This window comes from Nonlabens ulvanivorans (assembly GCF_032922765.1).
GTDB classification, from domain to species: Bacteria; Bacteroidota; Bacteroidia; order Flavobacteriales; family Flavobacteriaceae; genus Nonlabens; species Nonlabens ulvanivorans.
In genome coordinates, this window is record NZ_CP136694.1 from 1,444,683 (window position 1) to 1,470,924 (window position 26,242).

Below are 26,242 nucleotides of genomic sequence, written 5' to 3' on the forward strand. Positions count from 1 at the left end.
AGATAAATCAGCTTTTAAAATTGTAATTTAGCACGCTATTAAAGATAGAACTTATGCCTACTGCTTTACAAGCTATTTCTCCTATAGACGGTCGTTACCGTTCAAAAGTCGACACACTTGCTCCTTTCTTTTCAGAATCTGCTTTGATACGTTATCGTGTCTTGGTTGAGATTGAATATTTTATCGCTTTAAGCGAAAGCGGAATCCAACAACTCCAACCATTTTCTGAAGATACTCAAGAGCAGTTAAGAAACTTGTACCGCAACTTTACAGATGAAGATGCACAAGCCATTAAAGACATCGAGAAAGTCACCAACCACGATGTAAAAGCCGTAGAGTATTTTATTAAAGAACAGTTCGACAAACTAGGTTTACAAGCTCACAAAGAATTCATCCATTTTGGACTGACTTCACAAGATATTAATAATACAGCCATACCACTTTCCATAAAAGATGCTGTAGAAGAAATTTACCGACCAGAAATAGAAGCACTAAAAGAAACCTTGGAAAAGCTTTCTGCAGATTGGGCAAATATTCCTATGCTAGCTCGCACACACGGACAGCCAGCTTCTCCTACTCGATTAGGAAAAGAATTCTATGTATTTGCAGTACGACTAGATGAGCAATTAAACATGCTCGATAAAGTACAACATGCAGCAAAATTTGGCGGTGCGACAGGAAACTACAATGCACATCATGTTGCTTTTCCACAAGTAGATTGGAGAAATTTTGGTGAAGATTTTGTAGAAAGCAGACTTGGTTTAACGCACAGTTTTCCAACTACTCAAATAGAGCACTATGACCACATGGCTTCTCTATTCGATACTTTAAAACGCATCAATACTATTATAATAGACTTAGACAGAGATATATGGACTTATATCTCCATGGACTACTTCAAGCAAAAAATTAAGAAAGGTGAAGTCGGTTCTAGCGCCATGCCTCACAAAGTAAACCCTATCGACTTTGAAAATAGTGAAGGAAACCTAGGTCTCGCAAATGCTATTTTTGAGCATCTTGCTGCAAAGTTACCTATCTCTAGATTGCAACGTGATCTAACAGATTCAACTGTATTACGTAACGTAGGTGTACCATTTGCACATACCATTATTGCTATTAAGGCAACAATGAAAGGTTTAGGAAAACTACTTCTTAATGAAGCTAAGATTGCTCAAGATTTAGAGAATAATTGGGCAGTAGTTGCAGAAGCGATTCAGACGATATTGAGACGTGAGGCTTATCCAAATCCTTATGAAGCCTTAAAAGAATTAACACGTACTAATGAGAAAATCACAGGTGATAGTATTGCTAGATTTATCGATGGCCTAGACGTAAGTGAAACTATTAAAAGTGAAATGAAAGCCATAACACCAGCTACCTTTACTGGTATATAATTTCAAAAATATCAATCTATAATAAGCACTTCTATATGAGGTGCTTTTTTATTTATAAAGCTTTTGAGTTGCTCTAATTGATCATCATTCCAATTATATTGATAAAGTCGATCTACCTTACCATGTATTGATTTCATACTAATCATTTCTTTACTCAATCGTATTTCTTGAAAATCAGTTTTAGACTCATAGTAAATGACTGAATTCATCACAAATTTTAAATGAGCCCCTTGAAAATATATTTGTATCGATGGTATAGGTGGTGTAAAAGCATTAACCGCTATTACTATAAATGGTAATAGATAATAAAGACCTTCAAAAGGGTTAAAATCTTCACTTATCCAGGCTTGAATTGCATTATAAACGAAAAAACCAATGAAACATGTTGAAACTGCAATCCAGAAAATATTTTTCGATTTATCATACCAACTTAAAGACACATTATTTATGGGTATAAAGGCATCGATATCACGAGGTTCTTCATAATTCAATTTTTGATAAATCATGAATGAGGATTGAATACCTACCCAAATCAATATGATTTTAAAGAAATCTATAGATTCCCAATCCCAATAAATGAGAATAACTAAACCAATCATTATAATCATACTAGCTAAAAAAAAGTAGCCAGACGATTGCTGTTTCTCTTTCAATAAGAAATAACGTTCCTCAGCAAATAGGTCTAAACTTTTTAAATATTTCAACATGGAATAAGGAGTAAACTATTAATAAAGGGTATGTCAACGAACACAAAAAACTTTGTAATGATAAAATCCTACGTAAAAATGCACTATTAAGCGAGTTAATCATACCTGTCAACTTAATAAATTTATTTTATATCAATTTTAACACGAAAGGAAATATGTTCACTATACTTTTGTAGGAAAAAGCAATGAGTACTCTGACTATAATTCTTAACGTTCTAGCTCCACCTGTAAGTGTATTTATGAAAAGAGGAGTTCATAACGATTTTGCAATTAGTATTTTATTGACTTTATTCTTCTTTATACCAGGTATTATTCATGCCTTTTATATTACTAGACAAAAAAACCGAGTTTTATAAAAAGTAATGTTTAAATACTTGCTGACCTTGTAATCCACTAATTTTAATAATATAAAATGTTTTAGGTTGCATCGTTAAAATCTCGAGATAGTCTTCTTCCATTCTTCTATTGATTTTCAACACTAAACGACCAGTAAGGTCATACAATTCAATCTCATAAAATTCTTTCTTACTAAAAAGCAATACGTTTTTTACAGCTTTAACACCTAAATCCTTATTGGCAATCTTATTACTTAATGTAGCCGCTTGCCATCCATAATCAGATCCTTTTAAATCTGCGCTTTGTCTAGATAGATCAGTCGTGGCGATAATAAAGTACCAATCATTTACAACAGTATTAGCTGGTAAGTTCACCACGTTTAAACTAGGTTCTTCTTGATACATTCTACCAGCCACATCAATTTGTGCAACATATGCATTTAAGGTAGTGTCAAAATTAAAAACCACAAATGTATTGGTATCACTAAAGTCATCGTGATAATCCCATGTTAACGGATCAGCATCTGTTTGAAGTCCTGTATAAAGAAGTAAATTAGGATCTCCCATAGGATCAAATAATGAATAATCACCTTGTGATCCATAAGTAATGGTAAGAATCCCAGAATTAATATCAACTGGATTGGGATTTATAACTATTTGAGCACTTAAGAATAAGCTTGTATTGAAAAAACAAAAAAGTATAAAATGTTTCATATGTGTAGTTTACAACAACTAAAATAGAAAAATATAGATATAATCGTTCTATAAAACAACGATAATACATTCAATAAGTCTTATTACGTAAACACATCAAACAAGTTAATATATTATCAATTCAATAATTTTTAAGAAAAAAAGTTAAAAATTGATATAACTTTGAGTAAATCAAAAACATCAATCATGAGTATTCTAACCATTATTTTAAACATTTTTATTCCACCAGTAGGTGTCGCAATGAATAAAGGAATAGGTAAAGATTTTATAATAAATTTAATTCTTACCCTAATATTTTTTGTTCCAGGAGTTATACATGCCTTCTATGTAACTGCCAAATAAAGACACAAAACATATATATATTTAAAAAGCCAACTTATCAAAAGTTGGCTTTTTTATATCACATCTTCTTAGCTTCATTCCAGTACACATCCATCTCTGCAAGTGTCATATCATTTAGTTGCTTCCCTATTTCTTTGGCCTTGGTTTCTAAATACTGAAAGCGTTTTATGAATTTCTTATTGGTTCTCTCTAAGGCATCTTCGGGATTGACTCCTAGATGTTTTCCAAAATTCACAAGTGAAAATAGTACGTCACCAAATTCGGCTTCAATCTTATCTTGATCTCCTTTATCAACCTCAACTTGCAATTCATCTAGTTCTTCGTCTAGCTTTTCTTTTACCTGTTCTGGTTTTTCCCAGTCAAAACCAACACCTGCTACTTTATCTTGGATACGAGAGCTTTTAACCAGTGCTGGCAAGGATTTAGGCACACCTTCTAGAACACTGCTTTTTCCTTCTTTAAGTTTAAGAGCTTCCCAGTTTTTCTTTACCTCTTCTTCATCTGCTACCTCAACATCTGCATAGATGTGTGGATGTCTAGAGATTAATTTATCACAAATACCATTTGCCACAGTACCTATATCCCACTCATCAGTCTCTGATCCTATTTTAGAGTAAAAGACAATATGCAATAGTAAATCGCCCAACTCTTTAGGAATCTCTACTCTATCATTGTCTAAAATTGCATCACCTAACTCATAGGTTTCTTCAATGGTTAAATGACGTAAAGATTCTAGCGTTTGCTTACGGTCCCATGGACAACCTTCTCTCAGTTCATCCATTATAGTTAATAACCTATCCAGTGCTGCGAGTTGCTCTTTTCTATTATTCATTTTTTCTATAACTATGTAAATGGTTTTTCTATTATTAAATTGTGAGGTATAGCAGTTATATTTGTTACGCTTTCGCGAAAGCGTAATTCAAACAATCCTATCGCCACAATAAAGATGGCATAAAATTAGTTCCTATTATATCAAACAATCCGATATGCGACAGATACTTTTAAGCTTTTTTGCACTTGTTATAACCATTCCAACTCTAGCCCAAAACTGGGTCACTGATGAAAGTATGGAAGAAACTGTAATGCTAGAGGACAACCAGCTTAAGGTTTTATACTTTACAGCGTCTTGGTGTGGTCCATGTCGTTACATGAAACCTATCATGCAAGACATTGATGAGGATGAAACCGTGGATACCACAGTATACTTTATGGATACCGACAGTAATATTGCCGACGATATTTTAAAAGTGAATTCGATTCCTGCCTACTTTTTTATTAAAAACGGGCGTGTGCTAGGTCGTACAGGTAGCGCCGTTAAACGTGAAGATATGGTTGATATGATAGAAAGACATGACGACATGACTATTGAAGGAAACCTACTTGCCTACCGTGGCAAACCTTCAAAACATGAATTAATTGCAGGTGCAAACCCTAAACTTACAGTAGAAAATCTAGAGACCATCTGGTATGATGCGCACCAACTCAATGCATTATCTTGGAAAATTTATCAAAAACTTACTGATCCACAAGATATAGCTTGCGCACTTATTTTAATTCAACGCTCAATAGAGCTTGAAGAGTTTACTTCTAACCTAGAAACCTATGCGCACTTACTCGCTAAAAATGGTGAAAATAGAAAAGCTCTTAAAATGGCTAAAAAAGCAAAAAGAAAAGCCGAAAAGAATAATGAGTTTACTGGAATTATTGAGGAGTTGATTACAAAATTAGAAGCTTAAGTTTCAAAAAGCAGGTTTTCTAGTTCAATAAAACATTCTATATATCGTTCTTCATCTTCATTATCCAGTCCATCAATAATACATTGATATAATAGTTTACTTTGTCGATTAGGTGAAATGGATTGCATATTTTGAAGCTCTTTCTTATAAGTATCATTATCAACATACTCAGACAATCTTAACCTAGAGGCGGCATATTTTTGAACATTCTTATGTTTATCATCGATGGAGTCCAATAATTGATATGCTTTTTTGAAGTCACCTTGATTCATGTACGACTCTGCTTCTAGATAGATATTATTTGCCTCCATTAGGCCATTTAAAAAAATCATAGAATTAGATCCATATCTACTGGCAAATTGATTTACGTTTTGACCTAGACTTAATCCATCATAAACGCTATATATGTTTGCTATTTCAAATTCCTTTTGACTATTAGGAGAAATATAGAAAACTAAATAATTATAGAAAGATTCTTCATTCTCCAGAATGTAAGTAAGCCTTATGACATCATCTTTTTTATGAATGTGTAACAAATTTAATTTTGAAGCATTTACAGCAAGATGTTCAAATAAATTATTATTAAATGTTTCAAACATCTGGTGAATAATGTTCAATACAATTTGAGGTGGTTTTTCACCTGGTCGCAATTCAGGTATTCTTACCCTTTTTGAGAATTCAATAGCATCAAAATAATCAGATAAAACAGCTGCCTTGTCATGGTTATAAGCATCTTGAATAATATTAGCTAGTTCTTCTGCCTTAAGTCGCTCTTTTTCTGTCATTTCTTGAAGTTGCGCTTCATCAGCACAACTCCACAGAAATAACGGTATGATGAATAATAGTAATCTTTTCAAAAGTGTTTATTTTAAATCCCTTTGATAAAATTACTGTATAAATCATTAAATTGATATCCTTCAGTAAATCGTTTTTTACTCAATTTATCAAACTCTACTAAAGACCATAAAATAAATTCTTTCAAGAAATAACGATCTTCCATAGGGAATTCTGGCTGGTATTTTTCCACTAGGTCTGTTAATGGCGTTACCTGATCTAATAGTGCTTTATAATCTGCATCATTGAGTTCATCAAGTAATTCTAAGCCATCATTATTAAAAAACCATTCTAGTAGCTTGTCATAAGGCGTTTCTTCATCCGGTTTTTGAAGTTTCTTAATTTCAGGAAAATATTCTGGGAACAATTTCTTTGTCGCATCTCCTATTAATTCATTTGCAACAAAGGCAGCACCTTCTTGCTCTCCTTCATAGACCAACTCTATTTTACCAGTAATAGAAGGAATGACACCAGTGAAGTCTGAGAAGCGTAATGTGGTCGAATCGTCTCCATTCATCAGTGCACGACGTTCTGCAGTACTCAATAAGTTTTCATAAGCAGTGATGCTCATACGTGCACTTACACCACTCTTTTCATCTACATATTCACTATCACGTGCACAAAAGCTTATTTGCTCTAGCAAGTCTTTTGCTAGTTCTGGAACTGCTACTGTATTTTCAGTACGTTCATCTTTACGAGCTTCTTGTTGTGTAATCGTTTTGGCGATTTCTATGGTTTCTGGATAGTGCGTTAAAATTTGTGAACCTATACGATCTTTAAGCGGTGTAACGATACTACCTCGATTGGTATAATCCTCAGGATTTGCCGTGAATAGAAATTGCATATCGAGTTCTAACCTCAACTTAAAACCACGTATTTGAATATCGCCTTCTTGCAGAATATTGAATAATGCTACTTGAATACGTGCTTGTAGATCTGGCAATTCATTAATTACAAAAATGCATCGATTGGCACGTGGTATCATTCCATAGTGGATCACTCGGTCGTCTGCATAGCTTAGTTTAAGGTTTGCTGCTTTTATAGGATCTATATCACCTATTAAATCTGCCACGGTAACATCTGGTGTTGCTAGTTTTTCATAAAAACGATCATCTCTATGCAACCACGAGATGGGTGTTTTGTCACCATGTTTTTCTATCAACTCAATGGCAGTCCTGGATAATGGTGCTAATGGATCGTCATGTATCTCACTATCTGATATATATGGAATATACTCATCCAGCAAACCTGTCATTAATCGTGCTAGTCGGGTTTTTGCCTGACCACGCAATCCTAGTAAGTTGATATTATGTCTTGATAAAATCGCTCGCTCTAATTCTGGAATTACGGTATTTTCATAACCATGAATCCCTGTAAAAGAATCGACTCCATTTTTGATATTTTCTCTCAGGTTATCTCTTAGTTCATCTTTTATAGGTCTCGATTCCCATCCTGATTTTTTAAGTTGACCTAAGGTGTTTATTTTTTCTATGTTCATCTTTTATTGTTATGTGAGTCTTAAATTTTCGAGTTTTTAATCTCATTTGTAAAAATTACAGACTCATTTTTAAAGTGTTAACTATATGTTTATTATTGACTTATTTATGAGTCAGCCTCTAATTTCCCCTGTCTACTCTTAATAGATTTTTCTATTTGTCGGTTTGCAAAGGCTCTCATTATAAAACCAAAACAAAGTCCACCAATCAACCATAGTACAGCATTCATAATGATGAGGTTAGTACTCAAAGATTCTCCTAAGAGCCAGTAGTATAACGTCATAAAGACAAACATAAATCCTCCAAAAAACAGACTTATTTTTAATCCCTTTTTAATCGTTATTTTTTTTGCTTCAAACGTCATATTCAAATTCTCAAATCGCGCGGGCTGCGCTGCCTTCCATCTTTCTCTATTGTTTTTATTGAACGGCTTTAAAGCTCCAAAAACTAATGCCGAAAACCAATTGCGCAATGGCGGGATTGTTTCCTGGCAATTATCACAATGGTAACCATACCAGTTTTTATTATGAGTATTATTTTGCTTAGACCATTTTAATCCAGAATGTATGGTATCGCAATGTGGACATGGTATATAAGTACGCTCAGCAAGTCCTTTGCTATTATCCTTCTCTATAAACAGAACCTTAGGAGTGACAACACCTACAAATTCAGAAACTGCTACTCCAGGATTAATAATCCAATGTAACATCATAGGATGTTTCCAGTTCCAGATCTTATATTTTTCTTTATCGTAGTTTTTCATTTTATGGGTTTGAGAGTCTTGATTGGATTTTCAATTTAACTTTTACAAGCTCAGTCTGACATTTATATTATTCTATCACTTCAAACGTTTCTTTCTATTTGCTTCATAATCTGTAAAGATCATTTCCCCTAGACCTTGCAGTCCTGTGAAAAATGCTTTTCCTTGATTAGCCTCAGTAAACTCATCTACAAATCGTTGTAAATAAGGATCGTTGGCTATCATAAATGTGGTTATGGGAATGTGCAATCTTCTTGCTTGTGCTGCCATGGTGTAACACTTCTCTACGATGTATTCATCAAGTCCATTACTGTTTTTATAATAACGCCCATCTTTTAATCGCAAACAACTCGGTTTCCCGTCAGTAATCATAAAGATTTGTTTATTGGTATTACGCTTGCGACGCAGTATATCCATGGCAAGTTGTAAACCAGCGACCGTATTAGTATGATAAGGTCCTACTTTGAGGTAAGGCAAATCGGCAATTTTTATGGGCCAGGCATCGTTACCGAAAACGATAATATCTAAAGTGTCTTTAGGATAACGAGTCGTTATTAACTCTGCGAGTGCCATTGCTACTTTTTTAGCAGGTGTGATACGATCTTCTCCATACAAAATCATGGAGTGCGAGATGTCTATCATTAACACCGTAGACATTTGGGCTTTAAACTGTGTATCTTCTACGACTAAATCATCTTCAGTCAGGTTAAAGTTTCCCATACCATGATTGATATGCGCATTGCGCAAACTCTCTGTCATAGAAATACGGTCCAGTCCATCACCAAAACGATAAGCTCTGTAATCTCCACTGTGTTCATCACCTTGGCCAAGTTTACCTGTTTTATGATTACCACTATTTCCTTTACGCATGTTACCAAAGATTTGTTCTAGGGCATGCTTGCGTAATAGCTGTTCTGTCTTTGCAGTAATCGTAAAACCAGCTGGGTTTTCATCATCACCACTTCCATCGCCGCCAGCATTGGGATCTATTTCTTGCTTTATAAAACCGCGTTCTAGTAAATCATTGATAAAATCTTCAATCGTATAGTCTGGTGTGGTAAGTTGATATTCTTTATCAAGTTCACGAAGCCAATCGATAGCCTCATCAAAATCACCTGAAGTGTGTGTAATGAGTTCTTTAAAAATCCCAAATAGTTTATCAAATGGATCAACATCTTTAGGGTTAAAAAGTTCAAATTTATAACCTGCTCTTTCTTGCATCATAGGTTAAAGATAGTCGTGAAAAATGGCATTTCCTTCCTTAAAGATTCAATTTAACATGGGTTTAAAGTTTAGAAAAGGGTAAAAAAATCTGTTTTAGGTGTAAACTGACCACTTTTACCGATAAGTTAATCAGAAAATGCTTTCGCGAAAGCGTAAACCATACTACTTTTGCAGCCTTGAAAAACAGAGAACTATGAGACAACATCCATGGCATGATGTAAGTTATGGCGAAGATGCGCCAGAGAAAGTAATGGGAATTATTGAAATCCCTAAGAATACAAGAGCAAAATATGAATTAGATAAAGATTCTGGTATGTTGATACTGGATAGAGTTATCTATTCTTCTATGTATTACCCAACCAACTATGGCTTCATTCCACAAACATATTGTGATGATGAAGATCCACTAGATATTTTAGTATTATCTCAAATTGAGATTGTACCTATGTGTCTGGTAGAGGCTAAGGTTATAGGTGTAATGCAAATGTTAGATGGTGGCGAGATGGACGATAAAATTATCGCTGTTGCTGCAAACGATATGTCTGTTGCTCACTTTAATGATGTAAGTGAATTACCAGAATTCTGGAAAAAAGAAATGCGTAATTTCTTCCAAGATTATAAAAAATTAGAAAATAAAACTGTAGAGGTTGAAGAGTTTCAAGGTCGTGATAAGGCGATGGAAATCGTTAAACAATCTATTGAAGATTATAAAAAGAAGTTTCCTAACAATCAATAGGCCTTCTACTTACCTACTTTAAGTAGTGATGTAAAAAAAATCCAGCTCTAAGAGCTGGATTTTTATTTGAAAATATTTTACCGCAGTATTCATCAGCTCAAAGTTGAAGATGCTATTCCATAAACTATTTACCACTACCTTTAAACTGCTGTTCTTTACTAGCAAATAATACGTTAAATGTCGTTAAGCTACCATATATCCTTGTAATGTACTGTTGTAAATCAACTTTAGCCTGATCATCTAGATCTGAGCTATTGATCTTTTGTTCCATAACACGTAGTCTATCTCGCAGCATGACAATTTTATGCCAGAAAGTGTTAATAGGTATTTCTTTTACAGACAGGTTAGAATCTGCTGGTTTGAGCACCATAGTACCATTCTTATACTTATCTGCAAGAGGAACGATTTGCGTCACGTCAGAGAATCGTTCTAATATCTCTCTTAAGCTTTTCTCTACGTCATAAAAACTTACCGTATCCACGTCATCCTCACAGGCCTCAATAACCTCAAATTCTTCATCCAGATCTAATGTCTCTAATCCGTCTTTTTGAAAAGTAACCCAATAATGTTTTGCAGTAACATTAGTAACGACACCAAAACCATATGAGTCATGATTAATTCTTGAGCCTATTCCTAGTAATTTCATTTGTTATATTATTATGTCCATTATCTTTGACCCGAAATTGCACAAAAACATTCAGCTTTGAAAAAAATCGGAAGAATTTTATTAAAAATCGTTCTAGGGATACTTGCGTTACTTTTAGTCGTTTTTATCGTTTTAAAAATAGTTTTTAATGACGATGTACCGCAAGGAGAAAAAGGTGCTGCGGCAGATGAGCTAGGATATGCTATCCTTGAGTCGATTAACAATAAAGAATTTACGCAAGTAAAAGAAATTCATTGGACTTTTAGAGGTGTCAATAAATATGTATGGAAAGTCCAGCAAAATGCTGTAGATGTTTACTGGGAAGACTATAAAGTTGCTTATGCAACTCAATATCCACAAATAAGTTTTGCATGGAAAGGTGATCAAAAACTGAGTGGTAAAGAATTAGAAGATGCCATTGCCTATGCTTCAAAAAACTTTAATAATGATAGTTTTTGGGTTGTTGCGCCATATAAAATTTTTGATATTGGCACAGAGCGCGAGCTCATTAAAGAAGATGGGAAAAGAAAACTACTCGTACGTTATAATTCTGGTGGATCAACTCCTGGTGACGTTTACCTATGGGAAGTTGATGAGAACAATGTTCCTATAGCTTTTAAAATGTGGGTAAGTATTATTCCTTTTGATGGTATCGAGGCAAAATGGAGCGATTGGAAAATGACGGATGGTGGTTTTCCTTTACCAACTACACGTAGCCTGTATGGTATAGAAATACCCGTTACTAATGTGAAAGTGATGAAATAATCACTCATCACTTTCTTCAAGAATAAAAATATCTTCAACAGGTACTTTAAAAAGTCTAGCCATTTTGAGAGCTAGTACGGTTGATGGTACATATCTATTTTTCTCAATAGAACTTATCGTTTGTCTAGATACACCAATAGCTTGAGCTAATTCTGTTTGATTCATCTGATGGATCGCACGTTGTACATGAACTGTATTCTTCATTACAACTGCTTTTTAAAAATCTGAAAGTACATTAGATAATAAAACAGATATGAAGAGATAATAAAGAAAAAACTCTGATTATATTCCCATTGCTGTGGTAACTCATCTTTGATACTATTAATTGTAACGACTACTATTCTCATCATCAATAGTGTGAATGTCCCTAATACAAATGCAAAAGCAAACGCTCGATACCTTAATCTTTTAATGCGTTCATCTTCATTTTTATCTTTAGCTAGTGTCATTATAAAAAGACCAACTAAAATAAAATGCATACACAATTCCTTAAAAAAAAGAACATGATCACCTGCCTGTAAGGCTACTATTGTCATTGTAAGAATAGAAAGAATACATACTCCTATACCTATCCATAAAAATGAAGCTGGTAATAATGGAAATGCACCACCTTTTTTTTCTAACTCGCAAAATCTTTTTAAAACAGAATTTTTCATATTGTAAAGTTATTTTATAATACTGACAAATATACTTTACATTATGGAAAGAATACTATGTTTTACAAGTTATTATTTTTTATTTATTCAATAGTCTCATATTTGATGTACTCTTCTACATCTTCAGATTCTGTCTCATTATATACTTGCCAAAGTTGATAATAGTCTACAGATAATCTATTGTAATATAGATTACTGACTAATATAACTTTAGCGACAATTAAGTAGGTATGCCATAGCGCCGCTTGATAATCTCCACTTATATGAAGAAAAATAGTTACCAGAATCCCTAAAATAATAGACCAGCGCAAACATACTGACGTATATAAACCGGTTAAGATAAGGACACCTATAAACAGCTCAACAAATGGTAGAAATGGGGATACTATTCCTAGTAAATTTTGAAAACCAGTCTTATCAGAATAATTAATACTATCTAGGTAAAAAGCATCAAAATCAAAAAGATTCAAACTAGCATGATAGATTAAATATGCACCTAGAATTGTTCTTAAAAGGAAATAAGCGACAGAGAATTGGTCATTTTGGGTTTGGTATAAATGCTTCATAAAAGCGTATTTTAAAGATTAATAGATATTATAGACGTGTTTAATTCTCCTTTGGTTTTTAAAAAATTGTTTTTTAGACCACTTTCCATTTTATCTGTTTAACCGTATAAATCAATTAACATAAAAAGGATGAACAGTACGTTAAATAAGTTAATCAACGTAACAATCCTATAAACATTATCACATAACTTTAAGTAGACTTTAAACTCTATATTAAAGCGCTTTAAGTAACTTCGCAAGATTGCAAAAAACTATGGCGAGACCTCAAGAATTTATTGAAGTAAAAGGTGCAAGAGCACACAATCTTAAGAATATCGATATTGATATACCACGTGAGCAATTAGTGGTGATCACTGGTTTATCTGGTTCAGGTAAATCATCGCTAGCATTTGATACTATATATGCTGAAGGTCAGCGTCGTTATATAGAAACATTCAGTGCTTATGCACGCCAGTTTTTAGGTGGATTAGAACGTCCAGATGTAGATAAAATAGATGGCCTTTCTCCAGTAATCGCTATCGAACAAAAAACGACCAGTAAAAGTCCGCGTAGTACAGTAGGAACGATTACAGAGATTTATGACTTTTTGAGACTTCTTTTTGCAAGAGCCAGTGATGCTTATTCTTATAACACAGGTAAGAAGATGGTAAGCTATAGCGACGAGCAAATAAGGGACCTTATTATTGATGAATATAAAGGAGACCGCATCAACATTCTTGCGCCAGTCATTAACTCAAGAAAAGGACATTATCGCGAGCTGTTTGAATCTATTGCAAAACAAGGTTTTGTAAAAGTACGTGTAGATGGTGTCATTCTAGACATTCAAAAAGGGATGAAACTAGACCGTTATAAAACACACGATATTGAAATAGTTATAGATCGTATTGTACCTGGCGATAGTGAAGAAGATATTAAAAGATTAGATGCTTCCATAAATACAGCAATGTATCACGGGAACGATATTCTTATGCTGGTTAAAGCTGGCGATAAAGAAGGACGTTATTTCTCTAGAACATTAATGTGTCCAGAAACAGGCATCTCTTATCCAGAACCTGAACCTAATAACTTCTCATTTAACTCACCTAAAGGTGCCTGTCCAAAGTGTAATGGTATCGGGAAATTATACCAGGTAAATCCAGATAAAATATTACCAGACCACAGCATTTCAATCTCTAAAGGTGGTCTCGCGCCTTATCCTACCATGAAGAAGGATTGGATTTTTAAGCAGCTGGATCTAATCGCTCAAAAGTTTAATTTTAAACTTACTGATCCCATAAATAAAATTCCAGAAGAGGCTATTCAAATGATTCTTTATGGTGGTAATGAGTCTTTGGAAGTTAATTCTAAAGACCTAGGTGTAAAACGTAAGTACAAAATAGATTTTGAAGGTATTGCAAACTTTATAGATCAGACTTTTACAAATAATGATAGTACCTCTCTACAACGTTGGGCAAAAGAGTTTATGGATCATATAGACTGTCCATCTTGTGAAGGAGCACGATTGCGCAAAGAATCGCTCTATTTCAAGGTTAATGAAATGAACATCGCGCAGTTAGCAAATATGGACATCGCAGAACTGGTAGAATGGTTCGATGGTTTGGGAAGCACGCTTTCGCGAAAGCAAGAACAGATAGCCACAGAGCTCTTAAAAGAAATACGTGTTAGATTGCAGTTTCTGCTAGATGTAGGACTGGACTATCTATCGCTAAATCGTAGTGCCAAATCACTTTCAGGTGGCGAGGCACAAAGAATAAGACTTGCTACTCAAATAGGTTCACAATTAGTAGGTGTTTTATATATACTTGATGAACCTAGTATTGGACTACATCAACGAGATAATGAGAAATTAATTAATTCTCTAGAGTCTTTAAGGAACACTGGTAACAGTGTGGTAGTTGTAGAACATGATAAAGATATGATTGAGCGTGCAGACTATGTTATAGACATAGGTCCACGGGCAGGAAAATATGGTGGAGAAATCATTTCAAAAGGTACACCGGCAGAAATACTTAATCATGATACACTTACCGCTCAGTATATGAATGGTAAGCTAGAAATTGAAGTCCCTAAAACAAGACGTAAAGGAAACGGTGAGAAAATATCGCTTAAAGGTTGCACCGGTAATAACCTTAAGAATGTTTCCATCGATTTGCCACTAGGTAAAATGATTGTCGTGACTGGAGTATCTGGTAGCGGTAAATCAACCATGATTAATGAGACGCTCTACCCTATCATGAATGCTCATTTTTTTAATGGAGTAAAAATACCTAAACCTTATAAAAGCATTAAAAATCTAGATGCAGTAGATAAAGTAATTGACATTAACCAAAGTCCTATAGGAAGAACACCACGTTCCAATCCAGCAACCTATACTAAAACCTTTGACGAGATAAGAAGTCTATTTGCTAAAACTCCAGAAGCATTGATACGTGGTTATAAGCCAGGTAGATTTAGCTTTAATGTAGTGGGTGGACGTTGTGAGACCTGTAAAGGTGGTGGATTGCGTGTGATAGAAATGAATTTTTTACCGGATGTTTATGTCACTTGTGAGACCTGTCAGGGAAAACGATTCAATAGGGAAACACTAGAAATACGTTATAAAGGAAAATCAATAAGTGATGTTCTTAATATGACTATTAATGAAGCAACAGACTTCTTTGAACCTATTCCTAAAATTTATCGCAAATTAAAAACGATAAAAGATGTAGGTCTAGGATATGTCACGCTAGGACAGCAATCCACTACTCTATCTGGTGGAGAAGCGCAACGTATTAAACTTGCCAGTGAATTATCTAAAAGAGATACTGGTAATACTTTTTATATACTAGATGAACCTACTACAGGATTGCATTTTGAAGATATTAGAGTATTATTGCTAGTTCTTAATAAACTAGTCGAGAAAGGTAATACGGTACTAATTATTGAGCATAACATGGATGTGATTAAAATTGCAGATCATATTATAGATGTAGGTCCAGAAGGTGGACGTGGTGGTGGAGAAATTCTCGCTACCGGAACACCAGAAAAGGTCGCAAAACACAAAACAAGTCATACTGCACGATTCTTAAAGAAAGAGTTAGGGATGTAATGAGTTTTAAAAATTTAAAATATATGTCTGTGCTAGTTAGAGACATGATGTAATAACGTAACAATTGTCATGCTGCAAAAGCTAGTATGATATAAGAAATTAAAAATATTATGAGAAAAGAAGCTAGAGAAAAAGGATGGAATGAAAAGAAGACTAACGACAGTTGGGCTACTTTTAAAATATTATCTGAATTTGTAATGGGATTTGAGCGCATGAGTCGTATCGGTCCATGTGTATCTATTTTTGGTAGCGCACGATTAAAACCAGATAATAAATACTATCAACTAGCGACAGAAATTGCTGGTAAAATTGTAGATAATGGCTATGGTGTTATCACCGGTGGTGGACCTGGTATTATGGAAGCAGGTAATAAAGGTGCGCACCTTAATGGTGGTACATCTGTAGGTTTAAATATAGCATTGCCATTTGAACAGCATGATAACCCATATATCGATCACGATAAGAGTTTAGATTTTGACTACTTTTTTGCAAGAAAAGTAATGTTTGTAAAATATTCTCAAGGTTTTGTAGTAATGCCTGGTGGATTCGGCACCTTGGATGAATTGTTTGAAGCAATTACCTTAATTCAAACTAATAAGATTGGTAAGTTCCCTATCATTCTAGTAGGAACTGAATTCTGGAGTGGATTACTAGATTGGATTAAAGGCACACTAGATAAGAAGTTCTTTACTATTAGTCCTGAAGACATCGATTTACTACATGTTGTGGACACATCAGATGAGGCTGTTGCTATTATCAATGAGTTTTATCAGAAGTATGATTTAAGTCCTAACTTCTAAAACTTAAAACTAATCTCGTATTTTATTCGTTAATATTCTGTACACTGCTAACCTACCAAAGCAAATACCATAACGATTTGAGAAAACTTACGTTTGTTTTGCTTTTGATGTTGTCTTGTATTTCACAAGCACAGCACTCACACCATATGATCGCTACCTTAGAATCAGAGTCTGATGTTTTGCATATCAAAGACTCTATGATTGTAAAAAACGACAGTGATGTGAGTTGGGATAAAATAGTAATGCTGGATTGGGCACATGCTTTCAGTTCTAAAGATACACCGCTAGCCAATCGATTTGCTGAGGATTTTAAAAATAAATTTCAATTTGCTCCAGAAGATGATCGTGGTAAAACGGTCTTTAAATCTTCCACAGCAAATTTAGACTTTACAATAAAAAGGCTACCTCATCAAGTTGATATTATCGAGTTAATACTTAATGAGCCTTTATTACCAGGCGCATCTAAAATAATTGTTTGGCAATATGATATAGTAATACCAGAAGATGACTTTACAGGCTATGGTAAAAGTAGTACAGGCAATTATGCATTGCGTTATTGGTACATCACGCCAGCAGTATTTGATCAAGGTGAATGGCAATATTTCTCGCATAAAGGAATTAACGACTACTATCCAGCTTTAGCAAATTACTCTATATCCTTGCACCTGCCTACTTCTCATCAAATAGTGACTAATGCACCTATTATAACTTCTGGATTAACAGATTACAAAAACAGTTACTTATTAAAAGGCAACCACCTAGCCCATGTAGAGCTTTACCTTGAACAAAATCTTCAACGTTATAAAAACTTTGGAGTTCCTGATTTAAATGTTACCACAGATATTGAAGATGGTGATGTACCACCAGAATTAAAAGCTTTATTCATTGATCGTATTTCTGGATTTTTGAATGAAAAATTAGGGTCATATGCATATCCTAATATGCTCATTACAGATCGATATTATAGAGAAGATCCTGTTTATGGTTTAAGTTCACTACCTAGCTTTATCAATCCTTTTCCTGCTGGCTTTACTTATGAAATAAAAGTCATTAAAGCCATGACCAGAAAATGGTTAGAAAGTGGTGCCAGATTACATCCCAGAGATGAAAACTGGCTACAAGATGGTATGATGGTCTATTTATTACAACAATATAACCAGACCTATTATCCAAATTTAAAAATAGCAGGTAAGCTTAGTAATATTTGGGGAATAAGAGGATTCAATATCACACAATTAGATTTTAATGATCAGTATAACTTTTTATACTTAAACACCGCTCGATTGAATCTAGATCAAAGTATCACAACTAGATCAGACTCACTGGTAAAGTACAATCAACAATTAGGAATCATCAATAAAGCTGCTATAGGCTTAAAATATCTTCAAGATTATTCTGGCAATAATTCTGTAGACCAGACGATTAAAGAGTTTTATCAAAAAAATAAGTTGAAATTATCTCACGTCAGTGATTTTAAAACTATTCTAGAAAGTAAGAACACTAAAGACATCGACTGGTTCTTTAAAGATTATATTACAAAATACACTCGCATGGATTGGAAAATCAAGCGAGTAAAAAACATAGGTGATTCCGTAAAAGTATTTCTTAAAAACAAATCAGATCGAGATCTTCCTATAGCTCTCTACAGTCTCGATAAAGATAGTATCGTTGAAAAAATATGGATTGATCATGTTGTAGAAGATACTGTGATTACGCTTTCGCGAAAGCGTGCCAACAGAATTTCTCTCAATTATGAAAAACTCATACCAGAGTTTACCATGCATGATAACTATAAAACTTTAAAAGGATTTGCTCAAAATAGACCTATTGAATTCAGACTTTTTAAAGACATTGAAGATCCAGAAAGAGCACAAGTTTTCTTAATGCCTGACTTAGGTTTTAATGTGTATGATGGAGTCACTGTAGGAGCACGATTTTCAAATGGGACATTATTACCTAAGCCATTCAGATATACTTTAAAACCTATTTATGGTCTGAACTCTAACAAAGTAATTGGATCTGTCGGTTTATCTTATACACATAATTTAGAAAAACATGATGAGAGCATTTATTTTGTGCGCTATGGCGTGTCTGCAAATCGTTTTTCTTATGCAGATGATTTACTGTACCGTCGTGCGAGTGCCTGGCTTAATTTAGGTTTCAGACCTAAAGATTTGCGTAGCAATAAAAGATCATTTCTTACCTTCAGAAACGTATTAGTAGATAGGGATAGAGATCCTGCAAATCCAGTTAATGAGCCCGATTATAACGTTTTCTCAATCAACTATAATAATCAAGATCGTAACTTTAAGAGGTACTTTAGCTATAACGCAGGCGTTGAAGTCTCTAGCAGATTTAGTAAGGCGACTTTCAGAACACAGTGGAGAAAACTGTTTAAAGACAATAGACAATTAAACATCAGATTTTTTAGCGGTGCATTTTTACATAACGAGACTCAAAATGATGGAAACTTTTTCTCATTTGCACTAGACCGACCTACAGATTACCTATTTGATTATAATTATTATGGTCGCTCAGATGAAAGTGGTTTCTTCTCACAACAACTTATCATTGCCGAAGGTGGTTTTAAATCACAACTAGAAACACCATACGCAAACCAATTTATAAGCACGGTTAATACATCATACAGTATCTGGAAATATGTATTTGCATATGCAGATGTAGGTGTGGTTAAAAACCGTAACACTCCACTTGCTGGCGTTTATGATTCTGGTTTAAGGTTAAATTTATTACAAGATTATTTTGAAGTCTACTTACCTATTTATAGTAGTAATGGCTGGGAAGTAGGTCAAGGCGATTATGACCAGCGAGTAAGATTTATACTCACACTCGATTTAAATACTCTTACTGGTTTGTTTACGAGGCGTTGGTATTAGAAAGGCTATTGCATCTCGACTGCTTAATCATTACCTTTGCAATTATAGAAAAAGCGCTATGCAAACAGAAGAAATCCAAGAACAAAAACTAGTAAAATCTGACTTCAAACAAGAAGTGATTAAAGATTACAAGATTGCGGTAACTAGCCGTGAATGTAGCCTTTTAGGACGTCGTGAAGTACTTACCGGTAAAGCAAAATTTGGAATTTTTGGTGACGGAAAAGAAATTCCTCAATTAGCATGGGCACGTGCTTTTGAAAATGGTGATTTCCGTAGTGGATATTATCGTGATCAAACTTTTATGATGGCAATAGGCGAATTAACTATAGAACAGTTTTTTGCCGGTCTTTATGCAAATACAGATATTGAAGAAGAACCTATGAGCGCTGGTCGTCAAATGGGTGGACACTTTGCAACACATAGTTTAAATGAAGATGGAAGCTGGAAAAGGTTGATCGATCAGAAAAACTCAAGTGCAGATATCTCTCCTACTGCTGGACAGATGCCTAGGCTTCTGGGGCTTGCTCAAGCATCTAAGGTTTACAGACATAATGACTTTATTCCTGAGGATAACGGCTTTTCAAATAAAGGTAATGAAGTAGCTTGGGGAACGATAGGTAACGCAAGTACGAGTGAAGGACATTTCTGGGAAAGCTTTAATGCCGCAGGTGTCTTACAAGTACCTATGGTTATAAGTGTATGGGATGATGAATATGGTATCTCTGTACATGCTAGACATCAGACAACAAAAGAAAGCATTTCTAAAATACAAGCTGGTTTCCAGCGTGATCATGAGGATGCTGGTTTTGAAATCATGACCGTTAAAGGTTGGGATTATGTAGAACTGGTAGAAACCTATGAAAAGGCAAGCAAAATTGCTCGCGAAGAACATGTACCAGTACTGATCCATGTTCAAGAATTAACTCAGCCACAAGGGCATAGTACCAGTGGTTCTCACGAACGTTATAAGAACGAAGAACGTCTGGAATGGGAACGTACTTTTGATTGTAATGCACAGTTCCGTAAATGGTTATTAGATAATGAATTTGCGACTGATGACGAGTTATCAGCAATTGAAAAGGATATTAAAAAACAAGTACGCGATGGAAAGAAAGCTGCATGGTCTGCTTTTATCAATCCTATTGTACAAGAGCGTGATGCCGTACTTCCTTTATTAGAAAATGTAGCTAACCAGTCTGCAGATGGTGTTTTTATCAAACCAATGATAGAAAACCTTAAATCTACTAAAGAGCCCATCCGTAAAGAAATTCTTGAAACAGTGCGTAAAACATTGCGCTATACGTTAAAAGAAAATAGTGAAGCTATCACTGCTCTTAACCAATGGTTGAATAGTTATAGTCAAGAAATTCAAAATAAATACAGCAGTCATTTATATAGTGAATCTGCCCAGGCAGCTACTAAAATTGAAGCTGTTGTACCAAAATATAATGATGACTCTGAAGAAGTAGATGCTCGCTTAATCATGAGAGATAACTTTGATGCTATTTTTGCCTCTCGTCCAGATACTATGATTTTTGGTGAAGATGCTGGAGAGATAGGTGATGTAAATCAAGGGCTGGAAGGCATGCAAGAAAAATATGGTGAGCTGCGCGTGTCTGACACAGGCATACGTGAAGCGACGATATTAGGTCAAGGAATAGGTCTCGCAATGCGTGGCTTACGACCTATTGCAGAGATTCAATATTTAGACTACCTACTCTATTGTTTACAAATAATGAGTGATGATCTTGCTACTGTTCAATATAGAACGGCAGGAAGACAAAAAGCTCCACTTATCATAAGAACACGTGGTCACCGACTAGAAGGAATATGGCACAGTGGTTCACCTATGGGAGGAATCATCAACTCTGTAAGAGGTATTCACGTCTTAGTGCCACGTAACATGACGCAAGCCGCTGGTTTTTACAATACTATGTTAGAGAGTGATGAGCCTGCGCTAATTGTAGAGTGTCTTAACGGTTATAGACTTAAAGAAAAACTACCTGTCAATTTAGGTGAGTTTAAAACACCTATTGGGCAAATAGAAATTCTTAAGGAAGGGAAAGATATTACCGTAGTATCTTATGGGTCAACCTTAAGACTTATAGAAGAAGCTGCAGTTGAATTAGAAAGAGCTGGAATTGACATAGAGATTATCGATGTACAATCTTTACTACCTTTTGATATAAATCAAGAAATTAAGGATAGCGTTGCAAAAACAAATCGCCTATTAGTCATCGATGAGGATGTACCTGGCGGCGCTAGTGCATTTATTTTACAAAAAATTGTTGATGAACAAAATGCATGGAGATACCTAGACAGTAAACCTCAAGCTCTAGCTGCAAAAGCACACAGACCAGCATATAGTACAGATGGCGATTATTTCTCCAAACCTAGTGTAGATGATATATTTGATAAAGTATATGCTATCATGAATGAAGCTCAACCTGCAAAATATCCTAAAAATTATTAATGCATAATACGACATCTGCACCTGCCTGGAAACGTAAGATTCATGAAATAATTTATGAAGCAGACACGCCTGCTGGAAAGTGGTTTGATGTTATATTGTTAGTTCTTATTGTCATAAGTCTAATACTGGTAATGCTAGAGAGCATACCTGGATTAGGTGAAAAATATGCTATTACATTTATCACTGCAGAGTGGATAGTAACCATCTTTTTCACTATCGAGTATATTTTGAGAGTCATCTCAATTAATAAACCGACTAAGTATATTTTTAGCTTTTACGGGATTATCGATTTCTTATCGACCATACCTTTGTATCTTACTTTTTTCTTTGGCGGTTTCAGTGCGCTACTGGCTGTAAGATCTTTGAGACTTTTAAGAGTTTTTAGAATTTTAAAAGTAACTAGATATATAGGTGAAGCAGATAAATTAAGTAAAGCCATAAAATCTAGTGGCCCCAAGATTGCGGTCTTTCTATTTGCAGTCATGGTAGTTTCAATCATCTTTGGAACCTTAATGTACCTTGTTGAAGGACCAGAACATGGTTTTGACAGTATCCCTAAATCAATTTATTGGTGTATCGTTACATTGACTACCGTAGGCTTTGGTGATATCGCTCCAGAGACGCCTTTAGGTCAATTTCTAGCTACCTTGATTATGATTATGGGTTACGGAATTATTGCAGTACCCACGGGAATTGTAAGTGCTGAATATGCTCAAGATTTAAAAAGCAAAAGCGACAACCTTGGATCTGAAAGCCCTAATTATAGACATGTGAATACTCAAGTCTGTCAAAATTGTCTAGCCAAAAAGCATCAAGATGCTGCTCAATTCTGTCACAAATGTGGCTATCCACTACATGACTAAAAAAAATCTTATCGTTATTGTAGGGCCTACCGCAGTTGGAAAGACTGCTTTAAGTATTGCTTTCGCGAAAGCGTATAAAACAGAAATTATTTCCTGCGACTCTAGGCAATTTTTTAAAGAAATGACGATAGGTACCGCTGTTCCATCTAAGGAAGAACTCGCAGAAGCTAATCATCATTTTATTCAAAACTTAAGTATTCATGATTCCTATTCAGTTGGAGATTTTGAAAGAGATGCTGTTAAATTGCTAGAAAACTTATTCAAATCACGTGAAACAGTAATCATGGTAGGCGGCAGTGCATTATATGAAAAAGCGGTGACACACGGTCTAGATCAATTACCAGAAGTTCCTGATACAATAAATGATGCGATCGAATCACTTTATAAGGAAGATGGCATTGAAGCTTTACAAGAAGAACTAAAAATGAAAGATCCTGAATACTATAATCAGGTTGATTTACAAAACCCGAGAAGATTAATACGCGCCTTAGGAATTTGTAGAGCTACAGGAAATACATTTACTCAATATCGATCCGGTGTTAAGCAGCAACGAGATTTTAATATCATTAAAATCGGTCTAGAAGCTCCAAGAGATGAATTGTATGATCGTATCAATGCTAGAGTTGATATCATGATCAACAATGGTCTTGTTAGTGAGGCTAAATCACTATTACCCTTTAAAGATCTTACCTCTTTAAAAACTGTTGGTTATCAAGAATTGATGGGTGTTTTTGAAAACAGTTACAATTTAGAAGAAGGAATACGGTTAATTAAAAGAAATTCACGCCGGTTTGCAAAGAGACAAATGACCTGGTATCGTAAGGACCAAGACGTGATGTGGTTTCACTACAAAACTCGCCACACAGATATTGTGCAGCGAGTAAGTGAAAAACTTATGGACTTTAATAATTAAAAATCTACTTGATCTTTTACTAGTAAACGGAATCCTTCACCGTGAATATTCACGATTTCTACGTTCTCGTCAGATCTTAAATACTTACGTAGTTTTGCAATATATACATCCATACTACGAGAGGTAAAGTAATTATCATCTCTCCATATTTTAGTAAGTGCAAGTTCACGAGGCATTAGATCATTAAGATGTAATGCGAGTAAACGCAATAACTCATTCTCTTTAGGAGATAATTTAATAGGCTCTTTATCATTAAGAGTTAAGAATCTAAGTTTTGAATTTAAATGGAAGTTACCAATCTGAAATTCAAATTCTTTAGAATCTGCTAGACTATCTGCTCCTTTACGTTGAATAATTGCTTTGATTTTCATAAGCAATACTTCACTGTCAAATGGCTTATTTAAATAGTCGTCTGCTCCTACCTTATAACCTCTAAGAACATCTTCTTTCATTGCTTTTGCAGTTAAGAAAATGATAGGAACTTCTTCATTTTTTTCTCTTATTTCTTTGGCTAGTGTAAAACCATCTTTATATGGCATCATTACATCTAGGATACAAAGATCATAGTTATCTTTTTTAAATTTTTCAAACCCTTCCATTCCATTCTTTGCGTGCACCACGTCAAAGTCGTTCATCATTAGGTAATCTTTTAATACTGTCCCAAAGTTGGGATCGTCTTCAACAAGAAGAATCTTTTTGTTTACAGTTTCCATAAGTTTAAGTTATTAAAGGTAAATTAATTATAAATGTGCTTCCTTGGCCTTTTTCACTCTCCACATAAATATCGCCATGATGGTCATCAACAATGCGTTGAGCATATGCTAGACCTAAACCATGTCCTTTTACGTTGTGAATATTACCAGTATGTTCTCTAAAGAATTTTTGGAATACTTTGCGTTGAGCTGTCTTACTCATCCCTATTCCTTGATCTCTTACTTTAATGACAATCTTATCTCTGACATTTTCTGTATAAATATCTATGACAGGAGCTTCAGATTCATCAGTATATTTAATTGCGTTTTCTAAAACATTAACAAATACGTTACTCAAATGACTTTCATTTGCAAGCACAGTCGTGCGCAATGCACCAAAGTGACGGTGTAGAGAGCCACCTCTTTGCTCTAGAATTAAGGCTATGTGTGAAATACTATCTTCTAAGACATCGTTGAGATCTAAATTCTCTTTTTGAATATCTAAATCGTTCTTTTCTAATTTAGAAATACGCAAAACATTCTCTACTTGTGAATGCATTCTTTTATTTTCTTCTCTAATCATTCTAAGATAATTAGCAACCTTTTCAGGATCTGAACTTATCTTGGGATGTTTTAAGGAGTCTAATGCCAGGTTAATGGTCGCAATAGGTGTTTTAAACTCATGCGTCATATTATTTATAAAATCCGTTTTAATCTGTGATATCTGACGTTGTTGAAACAATTGGGATATAGCACTAGAGTAAGCAATTACAATAATAAGAGTAAATACTAATGAAAGACCAGCCATACCTAAAACAGATGACAAAATAAACTTTTGTCTTCCTGGTAGATTGATTAATAGTTTATAAGATTGGTTATTTGCGCTATCAGAATTAAAAACCGGAATTCCCCATGTAAAATAATCATCGACATCAAAATTAGCAGATTGAATTCTGGTAGGAAAATTATCCTGATGTATAGCAAATTCAAAACTAGAATTAAGCTGACGTTCTTTCAATTCTTTACTTAGTAATTCCTGGACCTGTTTATTAGTTACACGCTGAGTTATAGGAAGACTAGCAGATTGATCTGCTATGGATTCCATGAACATTTTTTTACTCAACATGTCCCATTGATTTAATTTCTCATAGGACTCTTCAGAATTAACAGGTGCACCGTCTAATGAAGTATTGCGCTTAATAGTTTTTACACGACGATTTAACAACTTAGTAAACATCACGCTATCCATTTCTATATCTAATATAGGAGCATTAAGCTTGTAGCTCTCACCTTGAATACTATTAGAATATGTAATTGCCTCATCAACATTTGCATCCCTTATACGCATCAAAAGAGAACTCATGTTCATTGAGTTGGGAGCTATATCTAAACTATCTATAGCTCGATTTACAGCCCTGTAATAATATTCAACTTCTTGGTCTTCTATTTCTTTAGCTACATTTACTAATGATTGTCTTACCGCAAAGGAGAATTGTTCATTTCTTCCATTGATACTATCGACAATCCAGTAAATCTGGACCGCAATAATACCTGCTAATGAAAGGCTCATCAGAGCAATTAATGTATAAAGTAATTTCTGTTGCA

General features: G+C 34.5%; 25 protein-coding genes. 12 read left to right on the forward strand and 13 right to left on the reverse strand.

What is annotated here, in order from left to right; all coding sequences use genetic code 11:
* Window positions 1–53: 53 nt before the first annotated feature.
* On the forward strand, window positions 54–1,394 hold the full coding sequence (purB, locus tag R1T42_RS06560; RefSeq protein WP_317291757.1) for an adenylosuccinate lyase: 1,341 nt from the start codon (window positions 54–56) through the stop codon (window positions 1,392–1,394).
* A gap of 11 nt (window positions 1,395–1,405) precedes the next feature.
* On the opposite strand, the gene R1T42_RS06565 is transcribed toward purB, so the two are convergent.
* Window positions 1,406–2,101 carry a hypothetical protein gene (locus tag R1T42_RS06565; RefSeq protein ID WP_317291758.1) on the reverse strand — a complete coding sequence of 232 codons (696 nt, stop codon included), beginning with the start codon at window positions 2,099–2,101 and terminating at the stop codon, window positions 1,406–1,408.
* A 185-nt stretch (window positions 2,102–2,286) separates the two neighbouring features.
* Between R1T42_RS06565 and R1T42_RS06570 the strand changes: the two genes are divergently transcribed.
* On the forward strand, window positions 2,287–2,457 hold the full coding sequence (locus R1T42_RS06570) for a YqaE/Pmp3 family membrane protein (RefSeq protein ID WP_042247515.1): 171 nt from the start codon (window positions 2,287–2,289) through the stop codon (window positions 2,455–2,457).
* On the opposite strand, the gene R1T42_RS06575 is transcribed toward R1T42_RS06570, so the two are convergent.
* Window positions 2,452–3,150 (reverse strand): hypothetical protein, encoded by a 699-nt coding sequence (locus tag R1T42_RS06575; protein ID WP_317291759.1) that lies wholly within the window; start codon window positions 3,148–3,150, stop codon window positions 2,452–2,454. The genes R1T42_RS06570 and R1T42_RS06575 overlap by 6 nt on opposite strands.
* A 186-nt stretch (window positions 3,151–3,336) precedes the next feature.
* Here R1T42_RS06575 and R1T42_RS06580 point away from each other — a divergent pair, with 186 nt between their 5' ends.
* Window positions 3,337–3,492, forward strand: coding sequence for a YqaE/Pmp3 family membrane protein (locus tag R1T42_RS06580; RefSeq protein WP_036584577.1), 156 nt, complete (start codon window positions 3,337–3,339; stop codon window positions 3,490–3,492).
* A gap of 58 nt (window positions 3,493–3,550) precedes the next feature.
* Here the strand turns inward: R1T42_RS06580 and mazG are convergent, their stop codons facing one another.
* The gene (gene mazG / locus R1T42_RS06585) at window positions 3,551–4,324 is read right to left on the reverse strand and encodes a nucleoside triphosphate pyrophosphohydrolase (RefSeq protein ID WP_317291760.1); all 774 of its coding nucleotides are present in this window, start codon (window positions 4,322–4,324) and stop codon (window positions 3,551–3,553) included.
* Between the two features lie 154 nt (window positions 4,325–4,478).
* On the opposite strand from mazG, the gene R1T42_RS06590 reads away from it, so the two are divergent.
* The gene (locus tag R1T42_RS06590) at window positions 4,479–5,228 is read left to right on the forward strand and encodes a thioredoxin family protein (protein WP_042270157.1); all 750 of its coding nucleotides are present in this window, start codon (window positions 4,479–4,481) and stop codon (window positions 5,226–5,228) included.
* On the opposite strand, the gene R1T42_RS06595 is transcribed toward R1T42_RS06590, so the two are convergent.
* From R1T42_RS06595 to R1T42_RS06610, 4 genes are all read right to left on the reverse strand, one after another.
* Window positions 5,225–6,085: a hypothetical protein gene (locus R1T42_RS06595; protein ID WP_317291761.1), complete on the reverse strand. Its 861-nt coding sequence runs from the start codon at window positions 6,083–6,085 to the stop codon at window positions 5,225–5,227. The genes R1T42_RS06590 and R1T42_RS06595 overlap by 4 nt on opposite strands.
* An 11-nt stretch (window positions 6,086–6,096) precedes the next feature.
* Complete coding sequence (locus R1T42_RS06600) at window positions 6,097–7,560, reverse strand: magnesium chelatase (RefSeq protein ID WP_317291762.1); 1,464 nt, start codon at window positions 7,558–7,560, stop codon at window positions 6,097–6,099.
* A gap of 104 nt (window positions 7,561–7,664) precedes the next feature.
* The gene (locus R1T42_RS06605; RefSeq protein WP_317291763.1) at window positions 7,665–8,321 is read right to left on the reverse strand and encodes a hypothetical protein; all 657 of its coding nucleotides are present in this window, start codon (window positions 8,319–8,321) and stop codon (window positions 7,665–7,667) included.
* A 75-nt stretch (window positions 8,322–8,396) separates the two neighbouring features.
* Window positions 8,397–9,542 carry a vWA domain-containing protein gene (locus tag R1T42_RS06610; RefSeq protein ID WP_105069664.1) on the reverse strand — a complete coding sequence of 382 codons (1,146 nt, stop codon included), beginning with the start codon at window positions 9,540–9,542 and terminating at the stop codon, window positions 8,397–8,399.
* Between the two features lie 193 nt (window positions 9,543–9,735).
* On the opposite strand from R1T42_RS06610, the gene R1T42_RS06615 reads away from it, so the two are divergent.
* Window positions 9,736–10,278 carry an inorganic diphosphatase gene (locus R1T42_RS06615; RefSeq protein WP_036584563.1) on the forward strand — a complete coding sequence of 181 codons (543 nt, stop codon included), beginning with the start codon at window positions 9,736–9,738 and terminating at the stop codon, window positions 10,276–10,278.
* Between the two features lie 124 nt (window positions 10,279–10,402).
* On the opposite strand, the gene R1T42_RS06620 is transcribed toward R1T42_RS06615, so the two are convergent.
* Window positions 10,403–10,924, reverse strand: a complete 522-nt coding sequence (locus tag R1T42_RS06620) for a hypothetical protein (protein ID WP_042247526.1) — start codon at window positions 10,922–10,924, stop codon at window positions 10,403–10,405.
* Between the two features lie 57 nt (window positions 10,925–10,981).
* Here R1T42_RS06620 and R1T42_RS06625 point away from each other — a divergent pair, with 57 nt between their 5' ends.
* On the forward strand, window positions 10,982–11,689 hold the full coding sequence (locus R1T42_RS06625; RefSeq protein ID WP_317291764.1) for a hypothetical protein: 708 nt from the start codon (window positions 10,982–10,984) through the stop codon (window positions 11,687–11,689).
* Here R1T42_RS06625 and R1T42_RS06630 read toward each other — a convergent pair whose 3' ends face one another.
* The 3 genes from R1T42_RS06630 to R1T42_RS06640 form a co-directional block, all read right to left on the reverse strand.
* Window positions 11,690–11,893, reverse strand: a complete 204-nt coding sequence (locus tag R1T42_RS06630; RefSeq protein WP_036584559.1) for a helix-turn-helix transcriptional regulator — start codon at window positions 11,891–11,893, stop codon at window positions 11,690–11,692.
* The gene (locus R1T42_RS06635) at window positions 11,893–12,345 is read right to left on the reverse strand and encodes a hypothetical protein (RefSeq protein WP_317291765.1); all 453 of its coding nucleotides are present in this window, start codon (window positions 12,343–12,345) and stop codon (window positions 11,893–11,895) included. The genes R1T42_RS06630 and R1T42_RS06635 overlap by 1 nt, the downstream gene beginning before the upstream one ends.
* An 83-nt stretch (window positions 12,346–12,428) precedes the next feature.
* Window positions 12,429–12,911 carry a DoxX family protein gene (locus tag R1T42_RS06640; RefSeq protein ID WP_317291766.1) on the reverse strand — a complete coding sequence of 161 codons (483 nt, stop codon included), beginning with the start codon at window positions 12,909–12,911 and terminating at the stop codon, window positions 12,429–12,431.
* A gap of 253 nt (window positions 12,912–13,164) precedes the next feature.
* On the opposite strand from R1T42_RS06640, the gene uvrA reads away from it, so the two are divergent.
* From uvrA to miaA, 6 genes are all read left to right on the forward strand, one after another.
* On the forward strand, window positions 13,165–15,999 hold the full coding sequence (gene uvrA / locus R1T42_RS06645) for an excinuclease ABC subunit UvrA (protein WP_317291767.1): 2,835 nt from the start codon (window positions 13,165–13,167) through the stop codon (window positions 15,997–15,999).
* Between the two features lie 110 nt (window positions 16,000–16,109).
* Window positions 16,110–16,799, forward strand: coding sequence for an LOG family protein (locus R1T42_RS06650; RefSeq protein WP_042270141.1), 690 nt, complete (start codon window positions 16,110–16,112; stop codon window positions 16,797–16,799).
* 146 nt (window positions 16,800–16,945) lie between these two features.
* Window positions 16,946–19,696 carry a gluzincin family metallopeptidase gene (locus tag R1T42_RS06655; RefSeq protein WP_317291768.1) on the forward strand — a complete coding sequence of 917 codons (2,751 nt, stop codon included), beginning with the start codon at window positions 16,946–16,948 and terminating at the stop codon, window positions 19,694–19,696.
* Between the two features lie 58 nt (window positions 19,697–19,754).
* Window positions 19,755–22,169, forward strand: a complete 2,415-nt coding sequence (locus R1T42_RS06660) for an alpha-ketoacid dehydrogenase subunit alpha/beta (protein ID WP_317291769.1) — start codon at window positions 19,755–19,757, stop codon at window positions 22,167–22,169.
* The gene (locus R1T42_RS06665) at window positions 22,169–23,032 is read left to right on the forward strand and encodes an ion transporter (protein WP_317291770.1); all 864 of its coding nucleotides are present in this window, start codon (window positions 22,169–22,171) and stop codon (window positions 23,030–23,032) included. The genes R1T42_RS06660 and R1T42_RS06665 overlap by 1 nt, the downstream gene beginning before the upstream one ends.
* On the forward strand, window positions 22,986–23,945 hold the full coding sequence (miaA, locus tag R1T42_RS06670) for a tRNA (adenosine(37)-N6)-dimethylallyltransferase MiaA (protein ID WP_317291771.1): 960 nt from the start codon (window positions 22,986–22,988) through the stop codon (window positions 23,943–23,945). The genes R1T42_RS06665 and miaA overlap by 47 nt, the downstream gene beginning before the upstream one ends.
* On the opposite strand, the gene R1T42_RS06675 is transcribed toward miaA, so the two are convergent.
* Both R1T42_RS06675 and R1T42_RS06680 read right to left on the reverse strand, forming a co-directional pair.
* Entirely contained in the window at window positions 23,942–24,658 is a 717-nt protein-coding gene (locus R1T42_RS06675) for a response regulator transcription factor (RefSeq protein WP_317291772.1), read from the reverse strand. The genes miaA and R1T42_RS06675 overlap by 4 nt on opposite strands.
* Before the next feature lie 4 nt (window positions 24,659–24,662).
* Window positions 24,663–26,207: a sensor histidine kinase gene (locus R1T42_RS06680; protein ID WP_317291773.1), complete on the reverse strand. Its 1,545-nt coding sequence runs from the start codon at window positions 26,205–26,207 to the stop codon at window positions 24,663–24,665.
* Window positions 26,208–26,242 lie beyond the last annotated feature (35 nt).

Coding starts and splice junctions, on each gene's coding strand:
- miaA (WP_317291771.1), top strand. CDS start 22,986: ATGCTGCTCAATTCTGTCACAAATGTGGCTATCCACTACATGACTAAA.
- R1T42_RS06620 (WP_042247526.1), bottom strand. CDS start 10,924: ATGAAATTACTAGGAATAGGCTCAAGAATTAATCATGACTCATATGGT.
- R1T42_RS06655 (WP_317291768.1), top strand. CDS start 16,946: ATGATCGCTACCTTAGAATCAGAGTCTGATGTTTTGCATATCAAAGAC.
- R1T42_RS06640 (WP_317291766.1), bottom strand. CDS start 12,911: ATGAAGCATTTATACCAAACCCAAAATGACCAATTCTCTGTCGCTTAT.
- R1T42_RS06630 (WP_036584559.1), bottom strand. CDS start 11,893: ATGAAGAATACAGTTCATGTACAACGTGCGATCCATCAGATGAATCAA.
- R1T42_RS06635 (WP_317291765.1), bottom strand. CDS start 12,345: ATGAAAAATTCTGTTTTAAAAAGATTTTGCGAGTTAGAAAAAAAAGGT.
- R1T42_RS06650 (WP_042270141.1), top strand. CDS start 16,110: ATGAGAAAAGAAGCTAGAGAAAAAGGATGGAATGAAAAGAAGACTAAC.
- R1T42_RS06575 (WP_317291759.1), bottom strand. CDS start 3,150: ATGAAACATTTTATACTTTTTTGTTTTTTCAATACAAGCTTATTCTTA.
- R1T42_RS06615 (WP_036584563.1), top strand. CDS start 9,736: ATGAGACAACATCCATGGCATGATGTAAGTTATGGCGAAGATGCGCCA.
- R1T42_RS06570 (WP_042247515.1), top strand. CDS start 2,287: ATGAGTACTCTGACTATAATTCTTAACGTTCTAGCTCCACCTGTAAGT.
- R1T42_RS06605 (WP_317291763.1), bottom strand. CDS start 8,321: ATGAAAAACTACGATAAAGAAAAATATAAGATCTGGAACTGGAAACAT.
- R1T42_RS06590 (WP_042270157.1), top strand. CDS start 4,479: ATGCGACAGATACTTTTAAGCTTTTTTGCACTTGTTATAACCATTCCA.
- R1T42_RS06665 (WP_317291770.1), top strand. CDS start 22,169: ATGCATAATACGACATCTGCACCTGCCTGGAAACGTAAGATTCATGAA.
- R1T42_RS06660 (WP_317291769.1), top strand. CDS start 19,755: ATGCAAACAGAAGAAATCCAAGAACAAAAACTAGTAAAATCTGACTTC.
- R1T42_RS06580 (WP_036584577.1), top strand. CDS start 3,337: ATGAGTATTCTAACCATTATTTTAAACATTTTTATTCCACCAGTAGGT.
- R1T42_RS06675 (WP_317291772.1), bottom strand. CDS start 24,658: ATGGAAACTGTAAACAAAAAGATTCTTCTTGTTGAAGACGATCCCAAC.
- uvrA (WP_317291767.1), top strand. CDS start 13,165: ATGGCGAGACCTCAAGAATTTATTGAAGTAAAAGGTGCAAGAGCACAC.
- mazG (WP_317291760.1), bottom strand. CDS start 4,324: ATGAATAATAGAAAAGAGCAACTCGCAGCACTGGATAGGTTATTAACT.
- R1T42_RS06565 (WP_317291758.1), bottom strand. CDS start 2,101: ATGTTGAAATATTTAAAAAGTTTAGACCTATTTGCTGAGGAACGTTAT.
- purB (WP_317291757.1), top strand. CDS start 54: ATGCCTACTGCTTTACAAGCTATTTCTCCTATAGACGGTCGTTACCGT.
- R1T42_RS06610 (WP_105069664.1), bottom strand. CDS start 9,542: ATGATGCAAGAAAGAGCAGGTTATAAATTTGAACTTTTTAACCCTAAA.
- R1T42_RS06680 (WP_317291773.1), bottom strand. CDS start 26,207: ATGAGCCTTTCATTAGCAGGTATTATTGCGGTCCAGATTTACTGGATT.
- R1T42_RS06600 (WP_317291762.1), bottom strand. CDS start 7,560: ATGAACATAGAAAAAATAAACACCTTAGGTCAACTTAAAAAATCAGGA.